The organism is Brucella sp. IR073 (assembly GCF_049065735.1).
GTDB lineage: Bacteria > Pseudomonadota > Alphaproteobacteria > Rhizobiales > Rhizobiaceae > Paramesorhizobium.
On sequence record NZ_JBAKHD010000009.1, the window covers coordinates 78,974 to 93,886 of the forward strand.

Below are 14,913 nucleotides of genomic sequence, written 5' to 3' on the forward strand. Positions count from 1 at the left end.
CAGATGGCTAGATACGAACGAAGATGGGCAAATGGCTAGGAAAAACATTTTTGGCAATCTGATGCAGGCGGAGACGTCCGATTCCGCTGAGGATAGCGTTCCGGAATCCGGTTTCCTCAAATTCGGCGCCGCTAAATCGATATCCTCCTCGATCGACGAACTGGCCCGGCAGGCCTCCAAGCTCACCGAGGGTGAGACGATTGTCGAAATCGATCCCAGTCTCATCGACGGCTCTTTCGTCACCGACCGTATGAAAGCGGATGATGAAGCCTATCAGGAATTGCTCGCCGCTATCAGGGAGAGGGGGCAGGATACGCCCGTCCTCATTCGTCCGCATCCTGAACAGAGTGGCCGCTACATGATCGTGTTCGGCCACCGGCGGCTGCGTGTCGCCCGGGAGCTGGGACGTCCGGTTCGCGCCGTGGTCAAGGCGCTTGCCGATATCGATCATATTATCGCGCAGGGACAGGAGAACGCAGCCCGTGCCAATCTGACCTTTATCGAGCGCGTCCTTTTCGCCGAAAGGCTGGAGCGGCTCGGCTATGGGCGCGAAACCATTCAGTCGGCGCTATCGGTCGATTACCAGACGCTGAGCAAGATGCTGACCATTCCAAAGGCGATCCCGGCTGAGGTCATCGAGGCGATCGGCCCGGCAAAGGGTGTCGGCCGTGACCGCTGGCTTGAGCTGCGCAAGCTGATCGAGCGTCCGAAAAACACCGAGGCGGCGCTGGCGCTCGCCACAAGCCCGGAATTTGCGGAAACGGAGCAGGACCAGCGCTTCGACCTGATGTTCAATCATCTGAACGGCGCGAGCAAAAAGCCCGTCAAGAAGACCATTCAGCCGCGCCCGACGCGTGCCTGGTCGGCTGCAGACAACCGCGTGACGGGCGATATCCGCAATACCGGAAAGAGCTTCAATCTGGCGCTGAAGGCGCGGGATGCAGGCAAGTTCGGTGAATATCTGGCGGCGAATCTCGACCGCTTCTATGCAGAATTCCGGCAATCGGAAAAGGACAGGTAACAGGAGACTAAACCCGCAAAAGAAAAAGGCCCCCAGCGACGCAGTCGTGGAAGCCCTTCTCAGATGTAGCGATCAGAGAATCTCATTTCCACGAATCACTGTCAAGAGTCTTTAGCGTCTTTTGGGCGAGCGGATTTCTTTTGCCTCCAAGAAGGTGAAGGAAAATGGAGATTGGCAACATAACGACGCCCTTTGGGCGGCGGCCGATGACGCTTGCCATGTTGGCAAATCAGATCAATGCCCAGGAAACGGGGCTCAGCAAGGCCGTGGACAAGTGGCAGATTTATCGCTGGCTTTGCGAAGGCAAGGCTCTCATCGGCATTTCGGACCGCTCGCTGGCCGTGCTCAATGCGCTGCTGACGTTCTATCCGGAAAACGAGCTCGCCCAGGAGCATGGGCTTGTCGTCTTCCCATCGAACGCCCAGCTTGCCTTGCGCGCGCATGGCATGGCGGACGCAACACTGCGCCGGCATCTGGCCGCGCTGGTAGATTGCGGACTGATCATTCGACGCGACAGTCCAAACGGCAAGCGATATGCCCGCAAGGGCAGGGGAGGGGAGATCGATGAGGCTTTCGGTTTCTCTCTCGCGCCTTTGCTGGTTCGCGCCGATGAGTTCAAGCAGAACGCGGAACTGGTAAGAGCCGAAGCGAAAGCCTTGCATCTCGCCCGTGAGCAGATCACGCTCCATCGCCGGGACATCCAGAAGCTGATCGAGGTCGCCGCAGGAGAGCGCATTCCCGGCGACTGGGACGTGCTGTGGGCGCGTTTCAGAGCCATCGTCGAAGCTATTCCGCGCCGCGCCGAGCGGATCGAACTGGAGAAGATTGCCGCAGAACTCGCAGACTTGCGCGTCAGCGTCGCCAAGCTGTTGGAATTACACGTAAATGCTCAAAATGTGGGCGGCAATGAGTCCCAGAATGAGCGGCAGCAATCTAGTTCAGATACCAAAATCCTTATTGAATCAGGTTTAATTTCAAAAAAGGATTTGAATGAAAATCAGGCAAACACACAAATCAGGAAGCCCGTGGAAGCCTATCCGCTCGAACTGGTCCTCCGTGCGTGCCCTGACATTGCCGATTACGCCCCTCACGGCATCGGCAATTGGCGCGATCTGGCGGCCATTGCCGCGCAGGTCAAAAACTATCTCGGCATTTCGGCCCCGGTTTATCACGAGGCGGTTCAGGCGCTCGGAACAGAAAATACGGCTGCGACCATCGCCTGCATGCTGCAGCGCGCAAGCCAGATCGCCTCTCCCGGGGGCTATTTGCGCATCCTGACACGCAAGGCGAGGGCAGGGGAGTTCTCCGTCGGACCCATGCTGATGGCTGCCTTGAAAGCCAATAGCTCCACAGCAGGAATGGCGGTATGAAACAGGGTCTCAAACTTGCCGACAGGTCCGGCGGTTTATCTTGGCATCTTCCGGTGAAACCGCCGTTGCGTGATCGTACCCATCGAACGCTATTTGGAACCGGCACCTTCCGCCGCAGGTCCAGCCAGATGCAGTTCCGTGCGGCTCTCGTCCAGTATCCTCTTAAGGTTGCCGGTAGGAAGCGCGTCGGTGACGATCATATCCGCTTCGGTGATCGAGCCCAGGCGCACGAGCGCGCGGCGTCCGAATTTGCTGCCATCGATGGCCAATATCACCCGGCCCGCCTGTTGCATCGCCGCGCGAACGGCGGCCACTTCTGCATAATCGTCGTCGCCGATATCGCCATCCTCATCGATACCGCTGACAGAGATGATGACGTAATCGAACTTGAAGGCCCGGATGAATTCAGGTGCATTCTGGCTGAAGACGCCGGCATCCACCTGCCGCACGAAACCGCCGGGAACCGCGATGGTAAAATCCGTGGCTTCGCTCAAGCTGGTCGCAACGCGGAGGCTATATGTGACGACACGCAATCCCTTGCGCGCCGTGAGCGCGCGCGCCACCGCCTCGCAGGTCGTGCCCGTGTCGATGAAGACCGAAGCGTTGTCGGGCAGAAGTGCGGCCACGCGCTTGCCGATCGCCTCCTTGCGCTCCGCATTGACCACGCGCCGCTCGCGATAGACGACCGGATCGAGCGGTGTGGAAGCGACAGCCCCGCCATGCAACCGGCGAACCTTGCCCTGCCGCTCGAGCGCCATGATATCCCGGCGGGCCGTCTGAGTGGTCACAGAAAAGCGGGCGGCAATCTCCTCAAGCGATATATAATGATTTTCCGCGAGGTAACGGACGAGATAGGCCTGCCTGCGCGCCTTCTTGCCGTCCTCATCCCCCGGCTGCTCCTCAATATGCATGCTGTCTTTCCGTTCCTCAAAATATCATCGAATATTATGCGGCCGGCATGGCCGCGATAAAGCACATGCCGCCTGCTTGCGCCGCTTTCAAATGATATTTTTATTGCCGAAGTATAAGCTGCCGGCCGATCAGCCGTATGGACGGGACAGGCGCGACATTATAGGAAGCCAGGCATGACGGGCATCGCACTTCTTCTTGTAAATCCAAATTCCCGCCAGGGGCGCGAAAGCCTGCCGAAAGTGCGCGAATTGCTGCGCCAGGCGGGCGTCGAATTCATCGAGCTGCCTCACGATAGCGGCGAGACGCCCGCCGATGCGATCATAAACAGAGCGGCGCAGGTTGACCGGGTCATCGTTGGCGGCGGTGATGGCAGCCTCAATGCCGCTGCAAAAGGATTGCTGGCCACCGGGCTGCCGCTGGGCGTCTTGCCTTTGGGCACGGCCAATGATTTCGCGCGCACGGTCGGCCTTCCGTTCCAGCTCACGGCAGCGGTGAAGATCATAGCCGAAGGGAAAACAGCAAAGGTCGATCTTGGCGACGCCAATGGTCACCCGTTTTTCAATGTCGCCAGCGTCGGTTTCAGCGCGGAGCTTGCCGCCTCGTTAACGCAAGAGGCGAAGAAGCGGTGGGGGAAGCTGGGCTACGGCATCGTCGCGGCACGGCTGCTCGCCAACTCGCGCCTGTTTACAGCCATTCTGGAACATGACGGACAAACCAAAGGGCTTCGAACCTTTCAGGTCTCGGTCGGAAATGGACGCTTTTATGGTGGCGGCATGAAAGTACACACCGACGCGACCGTTTTCGACGGCATGCTCGACGTGTTCAGCCTGGAGGTAAACCATTGGTGGAAGCTGCTGGCCCTGCTTCCTAGCCTCCGCCGTGGGACTCACGGCCAATCCGACGATGTTCGCGCCTTTTCCACGCGTGAGCTCACCATAAGTACCCGCAAGCCCATGCCGGTCAATCTGGATGGAGAACTGAAGACGCGAACGCCGGTGAAATTTACCATCCGGGAAAAGGCCATTGCGGTGTTCGTGAAGTGAAAGCGGGCAGTTCGTCATGCGGCACCCCACTTTTGTAGGCTTGACGAGGGGCCCGCAAAGCTCGAACCTCCATTGTCTTGATAGTGGGAGGAACGAACATGAATACTCTGTACAGCCGAGTGACTGCCGTTCTTGTCGCCTTCGGTGTCGGCCTGTCCACGCCGGTGGCGGTCTTCGCCGCATCGCCCGAACCGGTCGAAGGCCGGCATGGGATGGTGGTTACGGCGCAGCACCTTGCATCGGATGTCGGCGTCGAGGTTCTCAAGAATGGCGGCAATGCGGTGGATGCCGCCGTGGCCGTCGGCTATGCTCTTGCCGTCGTCTATCCCGAGGCGGGAAATATTGGCGGCGGCGGCTTTATGACCATTCGTCTCAAGGATGGGAAGACGACCTTTCTCGATTTTCGCGAACGCGCACCGCTTGCCGCAACACGGACAATGTATCTCGACGACAAGGGCAACCCGGTTAAGGGCTTGAGCACGGACGGCTATCTGGCTGTCGGCGTGCCGGGTTCGGTGCTGGGGCTGGAAACCGCCAGAAGCCGCTACGGCACCAAATCGCGGCAGGAACTGATGGAACCAGCGATCAAGCTCGCTAAGGACGGTTTTGTCCTCAGCGATGGCGATGTCGCTTCGCTCACCGAAAGTGCCGAGACGCTGGCGAAGGATCCGGCTGCCGCCGCCATTTTCCTTAAGCCCGATGGCAAGCCCTATGCGGCAGGCGATACATTGGTGCAGGCCGATCTCGCCCAGTCGCTTGCTCTCATCTCCGACCAGGGGCCGGATGCCTTCTACAAGGGGCCGATTGCGGATGCGATCGTCAAGGCAAGCCAGGAGAAGAAAGGCATTCTCGCCAAGGAGGATTTCGAGCAATATCAGGTGCGGGAAATGGAGCCGGTGAAATGCAATTATCGCGGCTATGATATCTTTTCCTCGCCGCCGCCAAGCTCCGGCGGCGTGATCATATGCGAGATTCTCAATATCCTCGAAGGCTATCCGATCTCCTATCTGGGCTATGGCTCGACCGATACGGTTCATCTCATGGTCGAGGCGATGCGCCATGCCTATGTCGACCGCAACACCGCGCTGGGCGACCCGGATTTCGTGCAGAATCCGACCGGAAAGCTGCTCGACGAGGATTATGCCCGGCAGATCCGCGAAAAGATCAGCCCGTTCAAGGCGGGCGTCTCGCAGGATTTGATGCCGAAGGGATTTGGTGAAAGCACGGAGACAACGCATTATTCAATCATCGACGACGACGGAAACGCTGTCGCGGTGACCTATACGCTCAACGGCTCTTATGGCGCCGGGGTCGTTGCGCCCGGAACCGGCATTCTTCTCAACAATGAGATGGACGATTTCACCGCGAAGCCCGGCGTCCCCAATCTTTACGGCCTGGTGCAGGGCGAGGCAAATGCCATAGCGCCGAAGAAAACGCCGCTCTCATCGATGAGCCCTACGATCTTGGCGAAGGATGGCAAGCCGTTCATGGTCATCGGCAGCCCGGGCGGCTCACGGATCATCACCATCACGCTCGAAGCGATCATCAATGTCATCGATCACGGCATGAACATTCAGGAAGCAATCGACGCGCCGCGCATCCATCACCAATGGCTGCCGGACAGGGTTTATATGGAGCCTTACGCCCTGTCACCGGATACGCAGCGGTTGCTGACCCAGATGGGGCATGACGTCCGCGTCGACGATGACTGGCCGGTATGGGGGAAGGCTGCCGGAATACTGGTCGGTGGGAAAAGCCTCGCCGACATCGAGAAAACCGGCAACACCGATGGCGGCAATCGCTATTATGGTGCCATCGACAGCCGTGCCGCATCGGGCGCGGCGCGCGGCTACTGACGCATTCTGCTTCGTAGCCGAGTGGCGGCGGTCATCCCGCCGCCACTTTTTATGGGGCGGTTCGGGTTTGCGTTTCAAGCAGTCCAACTGCGTTCCAACACACTGATCCAATTTCCATGCGCTATTTTCGCGATCTCCTGCTCGTTGAAGCCATGGGTGCGAAGGGCCTCGATCAGCTTCGGCAGGCCGGTTGCATCCTCGAGCGTTTGCGGAATGGTGGTGCCGTCGAAATCCGACCCGAGCGCCACATGGTCGACGCCGATCCGCTCCGCCACATAGGCGATGTGGCGGACGAGCAAGTCGAGGCTGGTGTCGGGGTTTTTCACGCCGTCGTCGCGCAGGAAAAGCACGCCGAAATTGATGCCGACGAGGCCGCCCGTGTCGCGTATCGCGTCGAGCTGCCGGTCCGTAAGGTTGCGGCTATGCGGGCAGAGCGCATGGGCATTGGAGTGGGATGCGACGAGCGGGGCCTTCGAGAGTTTGGTGATATCCCAGAAGCCTTGCTCGTTCATATGGGACAGATCGATCATGATGCCGAGCTCATTGCAGGCGCGGATCAGATCCTTGCCTGCGTTGCTGAGACCTTCGCCGATGTCGGGCGTCGAGGGAAAGCGGAAAGGCACGCCATAGGCAAAGACGTTCGGCCTGCTCCAGACCGGACCGAGCGTCCGCAGCCCGGCCTGATGGAGAACATAGAGCGCGTCGAGATCAGCCGCAATCGCCTCTGCGCCCTCGATGTGAAAGACGGCGGCGAATTGTCCTTTCTCAATCGAGTTCCTGATATCTTCCGCCGTACGGCAGATTTTGACCGCGCCTGCGGACTGCGCCTCAATCTCGAAGAGGATGCGCGCCATCGCCAGTGTCTCGTTGAGCGCATCTGGCTGAGCGGGCGTCAGGAAGTCTCCGTTTACGTCCTTCTGGTTCAAAGGCGAGGGGACATAGACGGCGCAAAGGCCGCCCGCGAGACCGCCCTTTCGCGCGCGGGGGAGGTCGATGTGGCCAGCCGCTTCCCCTTCCAAGAAGGCTTCCACCGGCGCGCGGCGGCCCTGCCGGAGCCGCAGAAGCACGTCATTATGGCCGTCGAACACAGGGAAAGGGGAGGTATCGGTCATGATAGAAATCCGAAAAAGAGGGAAGGAAGCGTCTTTATCATCGGCCAAGACATAACAAAACGGAATAGTTTCAGACTGGCATTGCGACCACGGCGGTCGACATGATGCAGTCGCGCGGCCGCCAGCGCATCGATGGGCCAGGCGCGGAATTTTCTTCCCGTTTGCGCGCCGTATGCACAATAGAATTTCCTTGGACGGACGGAATTTATGATCCTGTAGCCGTAAACCGTCGTTAGCAGGTGCTATTTTGCAGCTTCTGCTAATAAATAGGTGAGGAAACGCGATGTCCCGGCTACCGCTGCGTACGATCGAAGATGCTCCTGAAGAGGCGAAGGAACGGCTGATCGCCGCCGAAAAGAACAATGGTTACCTGCCCAACCTGCTTCGCGTGCTGGCGAATGCGCCGGTGGCGCTGGAAACCTACCTTACCGTGGGCGGCATCAACGGCCGCGCCTCACTGACACTGGCCGAGCGCGAAGCGGTCCAGATCACGGCTGCCGCCACCCATGGCTGCGGCTTCTGCGTCGCCGGTCACACCGCCATATCCTACAAGAAGGCAGGGCTCGGCGAAGAGATCGTCAGCGCGCTGCGTGGAAAGACCGAGGTGCCCGACGCACGGCTCGATGCGGTCGCGCGTTTCACCGAGGCGGTCATCGCCTCGCGCGGCGCCGTATCCGACGAGGCGCTGGCCGCGTTCAAGGCGGCGGGATTCGATGATCAGCAGGCGCTCGAGGTCGTGCTGGGCGTCAGCCTCGCTACGCTGTGCAATTTTGCCAACAATCTCGGCCAGCCGCCGCTCAACCCCCAGCTTGAACCCTATCGCTGGGAGCCGGGAAGCGTTCCGGTCGCCGCGGAATGAGCGCGTCCGCCGCTTTTCCCGCTGAATTCGCCGAGTGGATCGTAAAGGCCGCGGACGGATTGGACCGCGGCACGGAGCCTGCCGAAAGCATTCTCCCGAACCTTGCCGCTGCCGGTTTCCCGGCGGCGGGCGTGCCGGTCTCTTCTGGAGGAAGCGGGGGCGATATCGTCGAGGGCGTGCTCGCGGTCGCAGCGGTGGCCGAGGAGTCGCTTGCCGCTGCCTTCGTGTTGTGGGGGCATCGCACCTATATCGAATACCTTCTGCAGAGCCCGAACCGCGAGCTTGCGGAAGCTTATCTGCCGGCCCTTCTGGCAGGGCGGGTTGCCGGGGCGACGGGCTTGTCCAACGCGATGAAGTTTCTTGCCGGGCTGGAGCCGCTGCAAATCCTGGCGCGGGCGGAGGGGGGTGCCTTGGTGCTCGATGGCAAGCTGCCATGGGTCACCAACCTGCGCCCGGCGGGATTCCACGTCGCCGCCGCGGTGGATAGGGCCGATGGTAAGCCCGCCTTCATCGTCTCGCTTGCCCATGACGATGATGGGCTGAGCCGCTCCTCCGACCTTGACCTGATGGGCATGCGCTCGTCCGACACGGCGGCCATCACGCTTACGGGTGTGCGGGTCGGGCGCAACCGGATCCTTGCTGAAAACGCCGCGGAATGGCTGCCGCAGGTGCGCCCGGCCTTTGTCGGGCTGCAATGCGGCATGTCCATCGGGCTTGCGCGCCGCTCCCTTGCGGAAGCTGCAAACGTGGCCGGTTCGGGGCGTGGCGTGCTGGGCGAGCCGATCACCGATCTGCGCCGCCGTCTCGAACGCGCGCAGGCGCGCCTTGTCAGCGGGCTTCGCTCGCGCGAATTCGAGGCTGACGCGCCATCTCTGTTCGAGCTGCGTATAAGGCTCGCCGAGATCGTTGCCGAGGCGGTGACGCTGGAACTGCAGGCAGCCGGCGGCCGCGCCTATCTCGCCGAGCCGGGCAGGGATTTCGCGCGACGCTGGCGCGAGGCTGCATTCATCCCGCTCATTACGCCGAGCCTCGTTCAGCTCAAGACGGCGCTTCAACAGCAGCGGCAGGCGGCATGAGCGCGACCGGCACCATTCCGGCGCTGAGCGCCCGCCAGATCGCGCTGCGCTATCCCGGCGCGGAGCGGTGTGTCCTTGCCGATTTCAGCCTCGACCTTGCCCCCGGTGAAGTCGTCACCATTCTGGGGCCGAGCGGCGTCGGCAAGTCCAGCCTGCTGCGCGTTCTGGCGGGTCTTCAAAAGCCCACCGCCGGGCAGGTCGAAACGGCGGGGCGGCTCATTTCCGGCGTCGATCCCCGGCTGGCGCTGGCTTTCCAGCACCCCGCCCTGCTGCCATGGCTCGATCTGGAGCAGAATGTCGGCTTCGGGCTTGATTTCAAGCATCAACCCAAGCTTGCCCGTGAGGAGCGCAAGGCGCGCGTCGATGCGGCGATTGCCGAGGTCGGGCTGAACCATGCGCGGCATCTGCGTCCTGCAGCATTGTCGGGCGGCATGGCGCAGCGCGCCGCACTGGCGCGCTGTCTGGCGCGCAAGCCGCAGGTCCTGCTTCTGGACGAGCCCTTCGGCGCGCTCGATGAAGTGACGCGCTCCGAAATGCAGCGGCTGCTGGTAAAGGTCGTCGGCGATTATGGCACCGCCGCGGTGCTCGTCACCCACGACATCGATGAAGCCTTGCTGGTCTCGGACCGGATCTTGCTGCTCGGCGGTGCGCCGGCCGCGCAGATCGGCGAGTGGACGATAGATTTGCCGCGTCCACGCGACGATTTCGTCTCCGAACTCGGCCATATCCGCATCGGCATCCTCAGCACGCTTCGCAGTGCGGTTCGCCGCCACTAGAGCAGGAACGCCGCTTTAAGCCACCGTTTTTTCGGCATGATCTTACTCGGAAACCGGCAATCATTCCGGATCATGCTCTGACAGGAGTTCTCATGCCAACCGAAGATTTTCTGTTTTCCCGCCGCGACATCGTCAAGCTGTCGGCCCTTCTGACCGTTTCGGGCGCATTGCCCTTACTCAATGCGCGCAAGGTGCAGGCGCGCTCTGCGGACGAGCCGGTGCGGATCGGATATCTGCCGATCACCGACGCCACGCCGCTATTGGTCGCCCATGGCAAGGGCTTCTTCGAAGCCGAGGGACTGGCGGTCGAAAAGCCGGTGCTTTTCCGCGGCTGGTCGCAGATCGTGGAAGCCTTCCTTGCCGGTCAGGTGAATGTGGTGCATCTCCTGTCGCCGATCACTGTCTGGGCGCGTTACGGCAGCCAGACGCCGGCCAAAATCGTTGCCTGGAACCACACTAGCGGGTCCGGCGTCAGCGTGGCGCATGACATCAACTCGGTCGCGGAACTCGGCGGCAAGACCGTCGCCATCCCCTTCTGGTATTCGATTCACAACGTCGTGCTGCAAAAGCTGCTGCGGGAGAACGGATTGAAAGCGGTGACGCGCGCATCCGGGACGGTCGCGGCCGACGAAGTCAACCTTGTCATCATGGCGCCCTCGGATATGGTGCCCGCCCTCGCTTCCGGCGAGATTGCCGGCTATATCGTCGCCGAGCCCTTCAATGCTGCCGCGGAAGCGAACGATATCGGCAAGATCCTGCGCTTTACCGGCGACGTGTGGAAGGACCATGCCTGCTGCGTCGTGTTCATGCACGAGCAGGATCTCACGGAGCGGCCCGAATGGTCGCAGAAGGTGGTCAATGCGATGGTCAAGGCGCAGCTGTGGACGCGCGGCAACCGTGCGGAGACCGCTCACCTTCTTTCATCCGCGCATGAGCAGAAATATACGCCGCACAGCATCGATATCCTGAAGCGCGTGCTGGCGCCGGACGAGGGCGCCGCTGAGGCCTATGTCGCGTCAGGCGCGATCCGGCATCCCGAATGGCGCGACCGGCGCATCGACTTCCAGCCCTATCCGTTCCCGACCTATACGGAAGAGCTGGTGAAGCTGCTCAAGGAAACGCATGTCGAAGGCGACCGCGCCTTTCTCGATGCGCTCGATCCGGCATATGCGGCGCGGGATCTGGTGGATGACCGCTTCGTCCGGAAGGCGGTCACGGAGGCCGGCGGGTTGCAGGCTTTCGGGCTCGACGGGTCCTTCACCCGCTTGGAGGTTATCGAGGCGTGAGCGCAATCGCAGAGAAGAGCAGCCCAGCCAGCCTTGGCCATGGGGAAGGGGAGACGAAACGGCCTTTGACCCTGTCAGGGCGCCGCGCGCTGCATGTGACGCTTGGCTTCTCCGGCCTCATCCTGTTGCTTGCGCTGTGGTGGCTCGGCACCGATGTGCTGGCGGGGGAGCGCAGTTTCGCGCGCCGCTTCTCGCCGGCATCTGCGTTGCCGGCATTGTTCGATCTCGCCGCCGGGCCGGATCTTTGGCACCATATCTTCGTCAGCCTGCGGCGTATCCTCGTCGGCCTCGGCATCGCGCTGGTGGTTGGCGTTCCCGTAGGCCTGCTGGTGGGCGTCTCGAAGCTGGCGGAAGCCGCAACCACGCCCGCCTTCCAGTTCCTGCGCATGATCTCGCCTTTGTCCTGGATGCCCATCGCGGTGATGGTGTTCGGGGTGGGTGACGCGCCGATCTATTTCCTGCTCGGCTTTGCCGCCCTCTGGCCGATCCTGCTCAATACCGTGGCGGGCGTGCGCCAGCTCGACCCTCACCTGCTTCTGCTCGCGCGCAGCCTTGCGGCTACCCGCTGGGAGACGCTTTGCCGCGTCATTGTGCCGGGCGTGCTCGGGCATGTGCTGACGGGCCTGCGCCTTGCCATTGGCATCACCTGGATCGTGCTGGTGCCGTGCGAGATGCTGGGCGTTCAGGCGGGGCTCGGTTATTTCATCCTCGATACGCGCGACCGCCTTGCCTATCCGCAGCTCATGGCGACCGTCATCGTCATCGGCATCATCGGTTATGCGCTCGACTGGGCCGCGCGGTCCCTTGCACGACGGTTTGTTCCGGCTGGCGGCTGAGCCTTCTTATCCGGAACGAAAATCGGCGAATGGTACCAGCCCCCTGAAGGATGGGCCAGCCCTACCGGGTCATGATTGCCAGGTAACGGCCACGCCAGCGCAGGAAGCGTGTCTGCAGCCCGTAGACTGCCGCCTTGGACTCGACGGCATCATCCAGCACCACGCCTTCAGGATGAGCCTTCAGCCACGCGGGAGCCTGCCGGGCACTATCAAGGATATCGACGGGTGCCGTGCGGGCGGCGGCAAAGCCGATTTCGCCATTATATTCGCCAACCCATGCCACCGGACGCTCGCGCAGGTCCGGCACCGCCGCGACGATGCGCGATGGGTCGTTCAACTGCCAGACTGGGGACAGACTCATCTGTGCGAACAGCAAGGCGACGAGCGCCATGGCGGACCCCGCCGCAAGCCGCCGGGGATCGCGCGTCCGCATGAGGCGCCAGCAGAGAAATCCGCATAGAAACAGACCAAGCGGCGGAAGGATTGCCGTTGCCGTATCGACGCCCAGTATAGCGCGAGCCTCTGCCGGGAACAGCGCCCCGGCGAGGAAGAGGATGCCACCCGCGCCCATGAGAATAGCGCCTGCCGCCAAGGGAGCCTTCAATGCATCCTTGCCCTCTGCCGCCGCGCTCTCGACGAGGCCCGCGAGGGCCAGCGCAGCGCCCGGCAGCGAGGGCAGCAGGTAATAAGCCTGCTTGCCTGCGGAGAGCGAATGCAGGACGAGGGCGGAGACGAACCACACCAGTCCGAGCCGGACGCTTTCCGCCTTCAATGCCCGCTGCCATACGCGGCGTGACCAGGTGGCGCCGCTGAATGTCCAGGGCAGCAGCAGGGCGGGCAGCAGCGCGAAGAAGAACCAGATCGGACGCGGATGGCCGAATTTGCCCTCCACCCGCCCGAACGTCTGGGTCCAGACCAACTGCCAGCCAGTCGATTTGCTCATTTCGACGAGGGAAGGCACGATCCATAAGGCATTGATCGCCGCGCCGGCTGCAATGGCTGCGGTCGCCAGCAGCGTCCATTTCTTGCGCGAAACCGGCAATTCATGTGCCGCCCAGAAAGGCGCAAGCAGGGCAACCGGTACGGTGTGCAGGAGAATGACGGGCCCCTTGCTGGCAAAGCCGAGCGAGACCCCGAGGATGAGCAGCAGCAATCCGGCGCGCATCCGTCCATGTGCTGCGGTGACCGTGCCGATGGTCGCGATAACAGCGCCGCAGGTCAGCATGGTGTCGAACATGAAGGCCTGACCGAAAATCGCGAACATCGGCAGGCCCGCGAGAATCCAGTGCGGCTGGCCGACGGAAAGCGCGGTCTCGCCGTCCTCGCCGGCAAGAAGGCTCGCCAGCACCCGCAAGAGCAGGACGGCGGCAGCGCCGAAGATGACCGGCACCAGCCGTGCCAGGAACTGGTTGGGGCCCGTGACGTCCCAGATTTCCTCCACCATGGCAAAGAGCAGCGGCGTCTTATGGGTATAGGGAAGGCCGTTGAGCGTAAGGAGCAGATGGTGGTCGTTGACATAGGCTTCCCAGGCGACGGTGAGATAGCGCGTTTCATCGATGGCCAATGGCGGACGCACCCACAGCGCGGCGCCCGCGACGAGCAGGAAAACCAACGCCGAAAGCCCCGACGCCCATGACAGGCTCCGTACGCGATCGAAAGCCAAGCGCGAAGATGAGGATGGGGAAACCATGAATCGAACTCTGGAAATAAAACTTCGCCGGCGCGTCAGGCGCCATGGCGGGCGGGAGGATTAATATCGAGAAGAGGGCCGCCAAACCAACTGACATCAATGTTCAGGCCGGTAAATTGTCTGCGACGACAGGACGGCTACATCAGGCGAAGTTTCGCCGGGGCTGAGGTGCCGTCCTCGACCCCGGTTGATTGACAAACTGACCGGCTCGATCTTAGGTGGACACGCATGGATCACACGGGCGAAATCCTCATTTTGACCGGGCCTCCCGGTTCCGGCAAGACGACCACAGCGCAGGCCCTCGCCAGAGAGCCCGGATCGTCAAAGGTGCATCTCCATTCCGACGATTTCTGGCATTTCATCAAGAATGGCGCGATCGAGCCCTATCTGCCGGAAGCGCATGGCCAGAATAGCGTTGTTATCGGCGTGCTGGCCCAAGCCGCCGAAGGCTATGCCAAGGGCGGCTATTTTGTGATCGTGGACGGAATTATCGGGCCGTGGTTCCTCGCTCCGTTCAGGCAAATCTCCGTGCCTGTTCACTATGTGGTTCTTCGCCCGCCCCTCGATGTGGCTATCCGGCGCTGCCAGGAGCGTGGCGGGGACACGTTGACTGATCCGGGCCCGATTTCGGAACTCCATAAGCAACTCTCATCCCTGGGGCCGCTTGAACACCATGCCCTGCCGGTAGACGCGCATACGAGGGAAGAGGCGCTTGCGGCGGTCATCGAGGCTGTCCGAAGCGGAACCTATCGCCTGGCGGAATGAGGAAAAGACCGGCGACCGGCAGGCGTGCCGTCACGCCAGCAAAAACGCCGGTCGCTTGCCGACCGGCGTTTTGAACATATCGAGGCGATTAGTGCTTCTTGGCGGTCGCCACGACCTTCTTGTGTTTCTTGTGATGGGGGGTCTTTTTGGCTTTCTTGGCGTGATGCGCAGCGGCCTTGACCGGCTTCTTCGCGGTCGTCGTCGCCGCGACGCCGGCGGCTTCCGCATTGCTGGTCGCCACCAAGGGAGCGGAAACGGCGAGCGCCAGAGCCAGGCCGAGAGCGGTGAAAAGAGACTTTTTCATTGACGTA

Annotated in this window: 14 protein-coding genes; 10 read left to right on the forward strand and 4 right to left on the reverse strand. The window is 61.8% G+C overall.

The genetic code is table 11. The annotated features are described in order from the left end of the window. The first annotated feature begins 31 nt into the window (after positions 1 to 31). Complete coding sequence (gene repB / locus ACOWVG_RS17015; RefSeq protein ID WP_420963521.1) at positions 32 to 1,021, forward strand: plasmid partitioning protein RepB; 990 nt, start codon at positions 32 to 34, stop codon at positions 1,019 to 1,021. Positions 1,022 to 1,185: 164 nt separating this feature from the next. After that, on the forward strand, positions 1,186 to 2,391 hold the full coding sequence (repC, locus tag ACOWVG_RS17020) for a plasmid replication protein RepC (RefSeq protein ID WP_420963522.1): 1,206 nt from the start codon (positions 1,186 to 1,188) through the stop codon (positions 2,389 to 2,391). Positions 2,392 to 2,480: 89 nt separating this feature from the next. On the opposite strand, the gene ACOWVG_RS17025 is transcribed toward repC, so the two are convergent. Next, positions 2,481 to 3,302: a DeoR/GlpR family DNA-binding transcription regulator gene (locus ACOWVG_RS17025; protein ID WP_420963523.1), complete on the reverse strand. Its 822-nt coding sequence runs from the start codon at positions 3,300 to 3,302 to the stop codon at positions 2,481 to 2,483. A gap of 174 nt (positions 3,303 to 3,476) precedes the next feature. Here ACOWVG_RS17025 and ACOWVG_RS17030 point away from each other — a divergent pair, with 174 nt between their 5' ends. Next, a complete protein-coding gene (locus tag ACOWVG_RS17030) occupies positions 3,477 to 4,346 on the forward strand; it encodes a lipid kinase (protein WP_420963524.1) in 870 nt (289 codons plus the stop codon). 98 nt (positions 4,347 to 4,444) lie between these two features. Next, on the forward strand, positions 4,445 to 6,202 hold the full coding sequence (gene ggt / locus ACOWVG_RS17035; RefSeq protein ID WP_420963525.1) for a gamma-glutamyltransferase: 1,758 nt from the start codon (positions 4,445 to 4,447) through the stop codon (positions 6,200 to 6,202). Positions 6,203 to 6,276: 74 nt separating this feature from the next. Here ggt and ACOWVG_RS17040 read toward each other — a convergent pair whose 3' ends face one another. Next, complete coding sequence (locus tag ACOWVG_RS17040) at positions 6,277 to 7,314, reverse strand: dipeptidase (RefSeq protein WP_420963526.1); 1,038 nt, start codon at positions 7,312 to 7,314, stop codon at positions 6,277 to 6,279. Between the two features lie 283 nt (positions 7,315 to 7,597). Here ACOWVG_RS17040 and ACOWVG_RS17045 point away from each other — a divergent pair, with 283 nt between their 5' ends. From ACOWVG_RS17045 to ACOWVG_RS17065, 5 genes are all read left to right on the forward strand, one after another. Beyond that, complete coding sequence (locus tag ACOWVG_RS17045; protein WP_420963527.1) at positions 7,598 to 8,173, forward strand: carboxymuconolactone decarboxylase family protein; 576 nt, start codon at positions 7,598 to 7,600, stop codon at positions 8,171 to 8,173. Further along, complete coding sequence (locus ACOWVG_RS17050) at positions 8,170 to 9,249, forward strand: acyl-CoA dehydrogenase family protein (RefSeq protein ID WP_420963528.1); 1,080 nt, start codon at positions 8,170 to 8,172, stop codon at positions 9,247 to 9,249. The genes ACOWVG_RS17045 and ACOWVG_RS17050 overlap by 4 nt, the downstream gene beginning before the upstream one ends. Continuing rightward, positions 9,246 to 10,025 carry an ABC transporter ATP-binding protein gene (locus ACOWVG_RS17055; protein ID WP_420963529.1) on the forward strand — a complete coding sequence of 260 codons (780 nt, stop codon included), beginning with the start codon at positions 9,246 to 9,248 and terminating at the stop codon, positions 10,023 to 10,025. Before ACOWVG_RS17050 ends, ACOWVG_RS17055 begins: the two co-directional genes overlap by 4 nt. A 92-nt stretch (positions 10,026 to 10,117) precedes the next feature. Further along, positions 10,118 to 11,311 carry an ABC transporter substrate-binding protein gene (locus tag ACOWVG_RS17060; RefSeq protein WP_420963530.1) on the forward strand — a complete coding sequence of 398 codons (1,194 nt, stop codon included), beginning with the start codon at positions 10,118 to 10,120 and terminating at the stop codon, positions 11,309 to 11,311. Next, positions 11,308 to 12,147, forward strand: coding sequence for an ABC transporter permease (locus ACOWVG_RS17065; protein WP_420963531.1), 840 nt, complete (start codon positions 11,308 to 11,310; stop codon positions 12,145 to 12,147). Before ACOWVG_RS17060 ends, ACOWVG_RS17065 begins: the two co-directional genes overlap by 4 nt. Before the next feature lie 61 nt (positions 12,148 to 12,208). Here ACOWVG_RS17065 and ACOWVG_RS17070 read toward each other — a convergent pair whose 3' ends face one another. After that, on the reverse strand, positions 12,209 to 13,759 hold the full coding sequence (locus ACOWVG_RS17070) for an ArnT family glycosyltransferase (protein ID WP_420963532.1): 1,551 nt from the start codon (positions 13,757 to 13,759) through the stop codon (positions 12,209 to 12,211). A 306-nt stretch (positions 13,760 to 14,065) separates the two neighbouring features. Here ACOWVG_RS17070 and ACOWVG_RS17075 point away from each other — a divergent pair, with 306 nt between their 5' ends. Beyond that, positions 14,066 to 14,602 (forward strand): ATP-binding protein, encoded by a 537-nt coding sequence (locus ACOWVG_RS17075; protein WP_420963533.1) that lies wholly within the window; start codon positions 14,066 to 14,068, stop codon positions 14,600 to 14,602. Positions 14,603 to 14,690: 88 nt separating this feature from the next. Here the strand turns inward: ACOWVG_RS17075 and ACOWVG_RS17080 are convergent, their stop codons facing one another. After that, positions 14,691 to 14,906: a hypothetical protein gene (locus ACOWVG_RS17080; protein ID WP_420963534.1), complete on the reverse strand. Its 216-nt coding sequence runs from the start codon at positions 14,904 to 14,906 to the stop codon at positions 14,691 to 14,693. Positions 14,907 to 14,913: the final 7 nt, after the last annotated feature.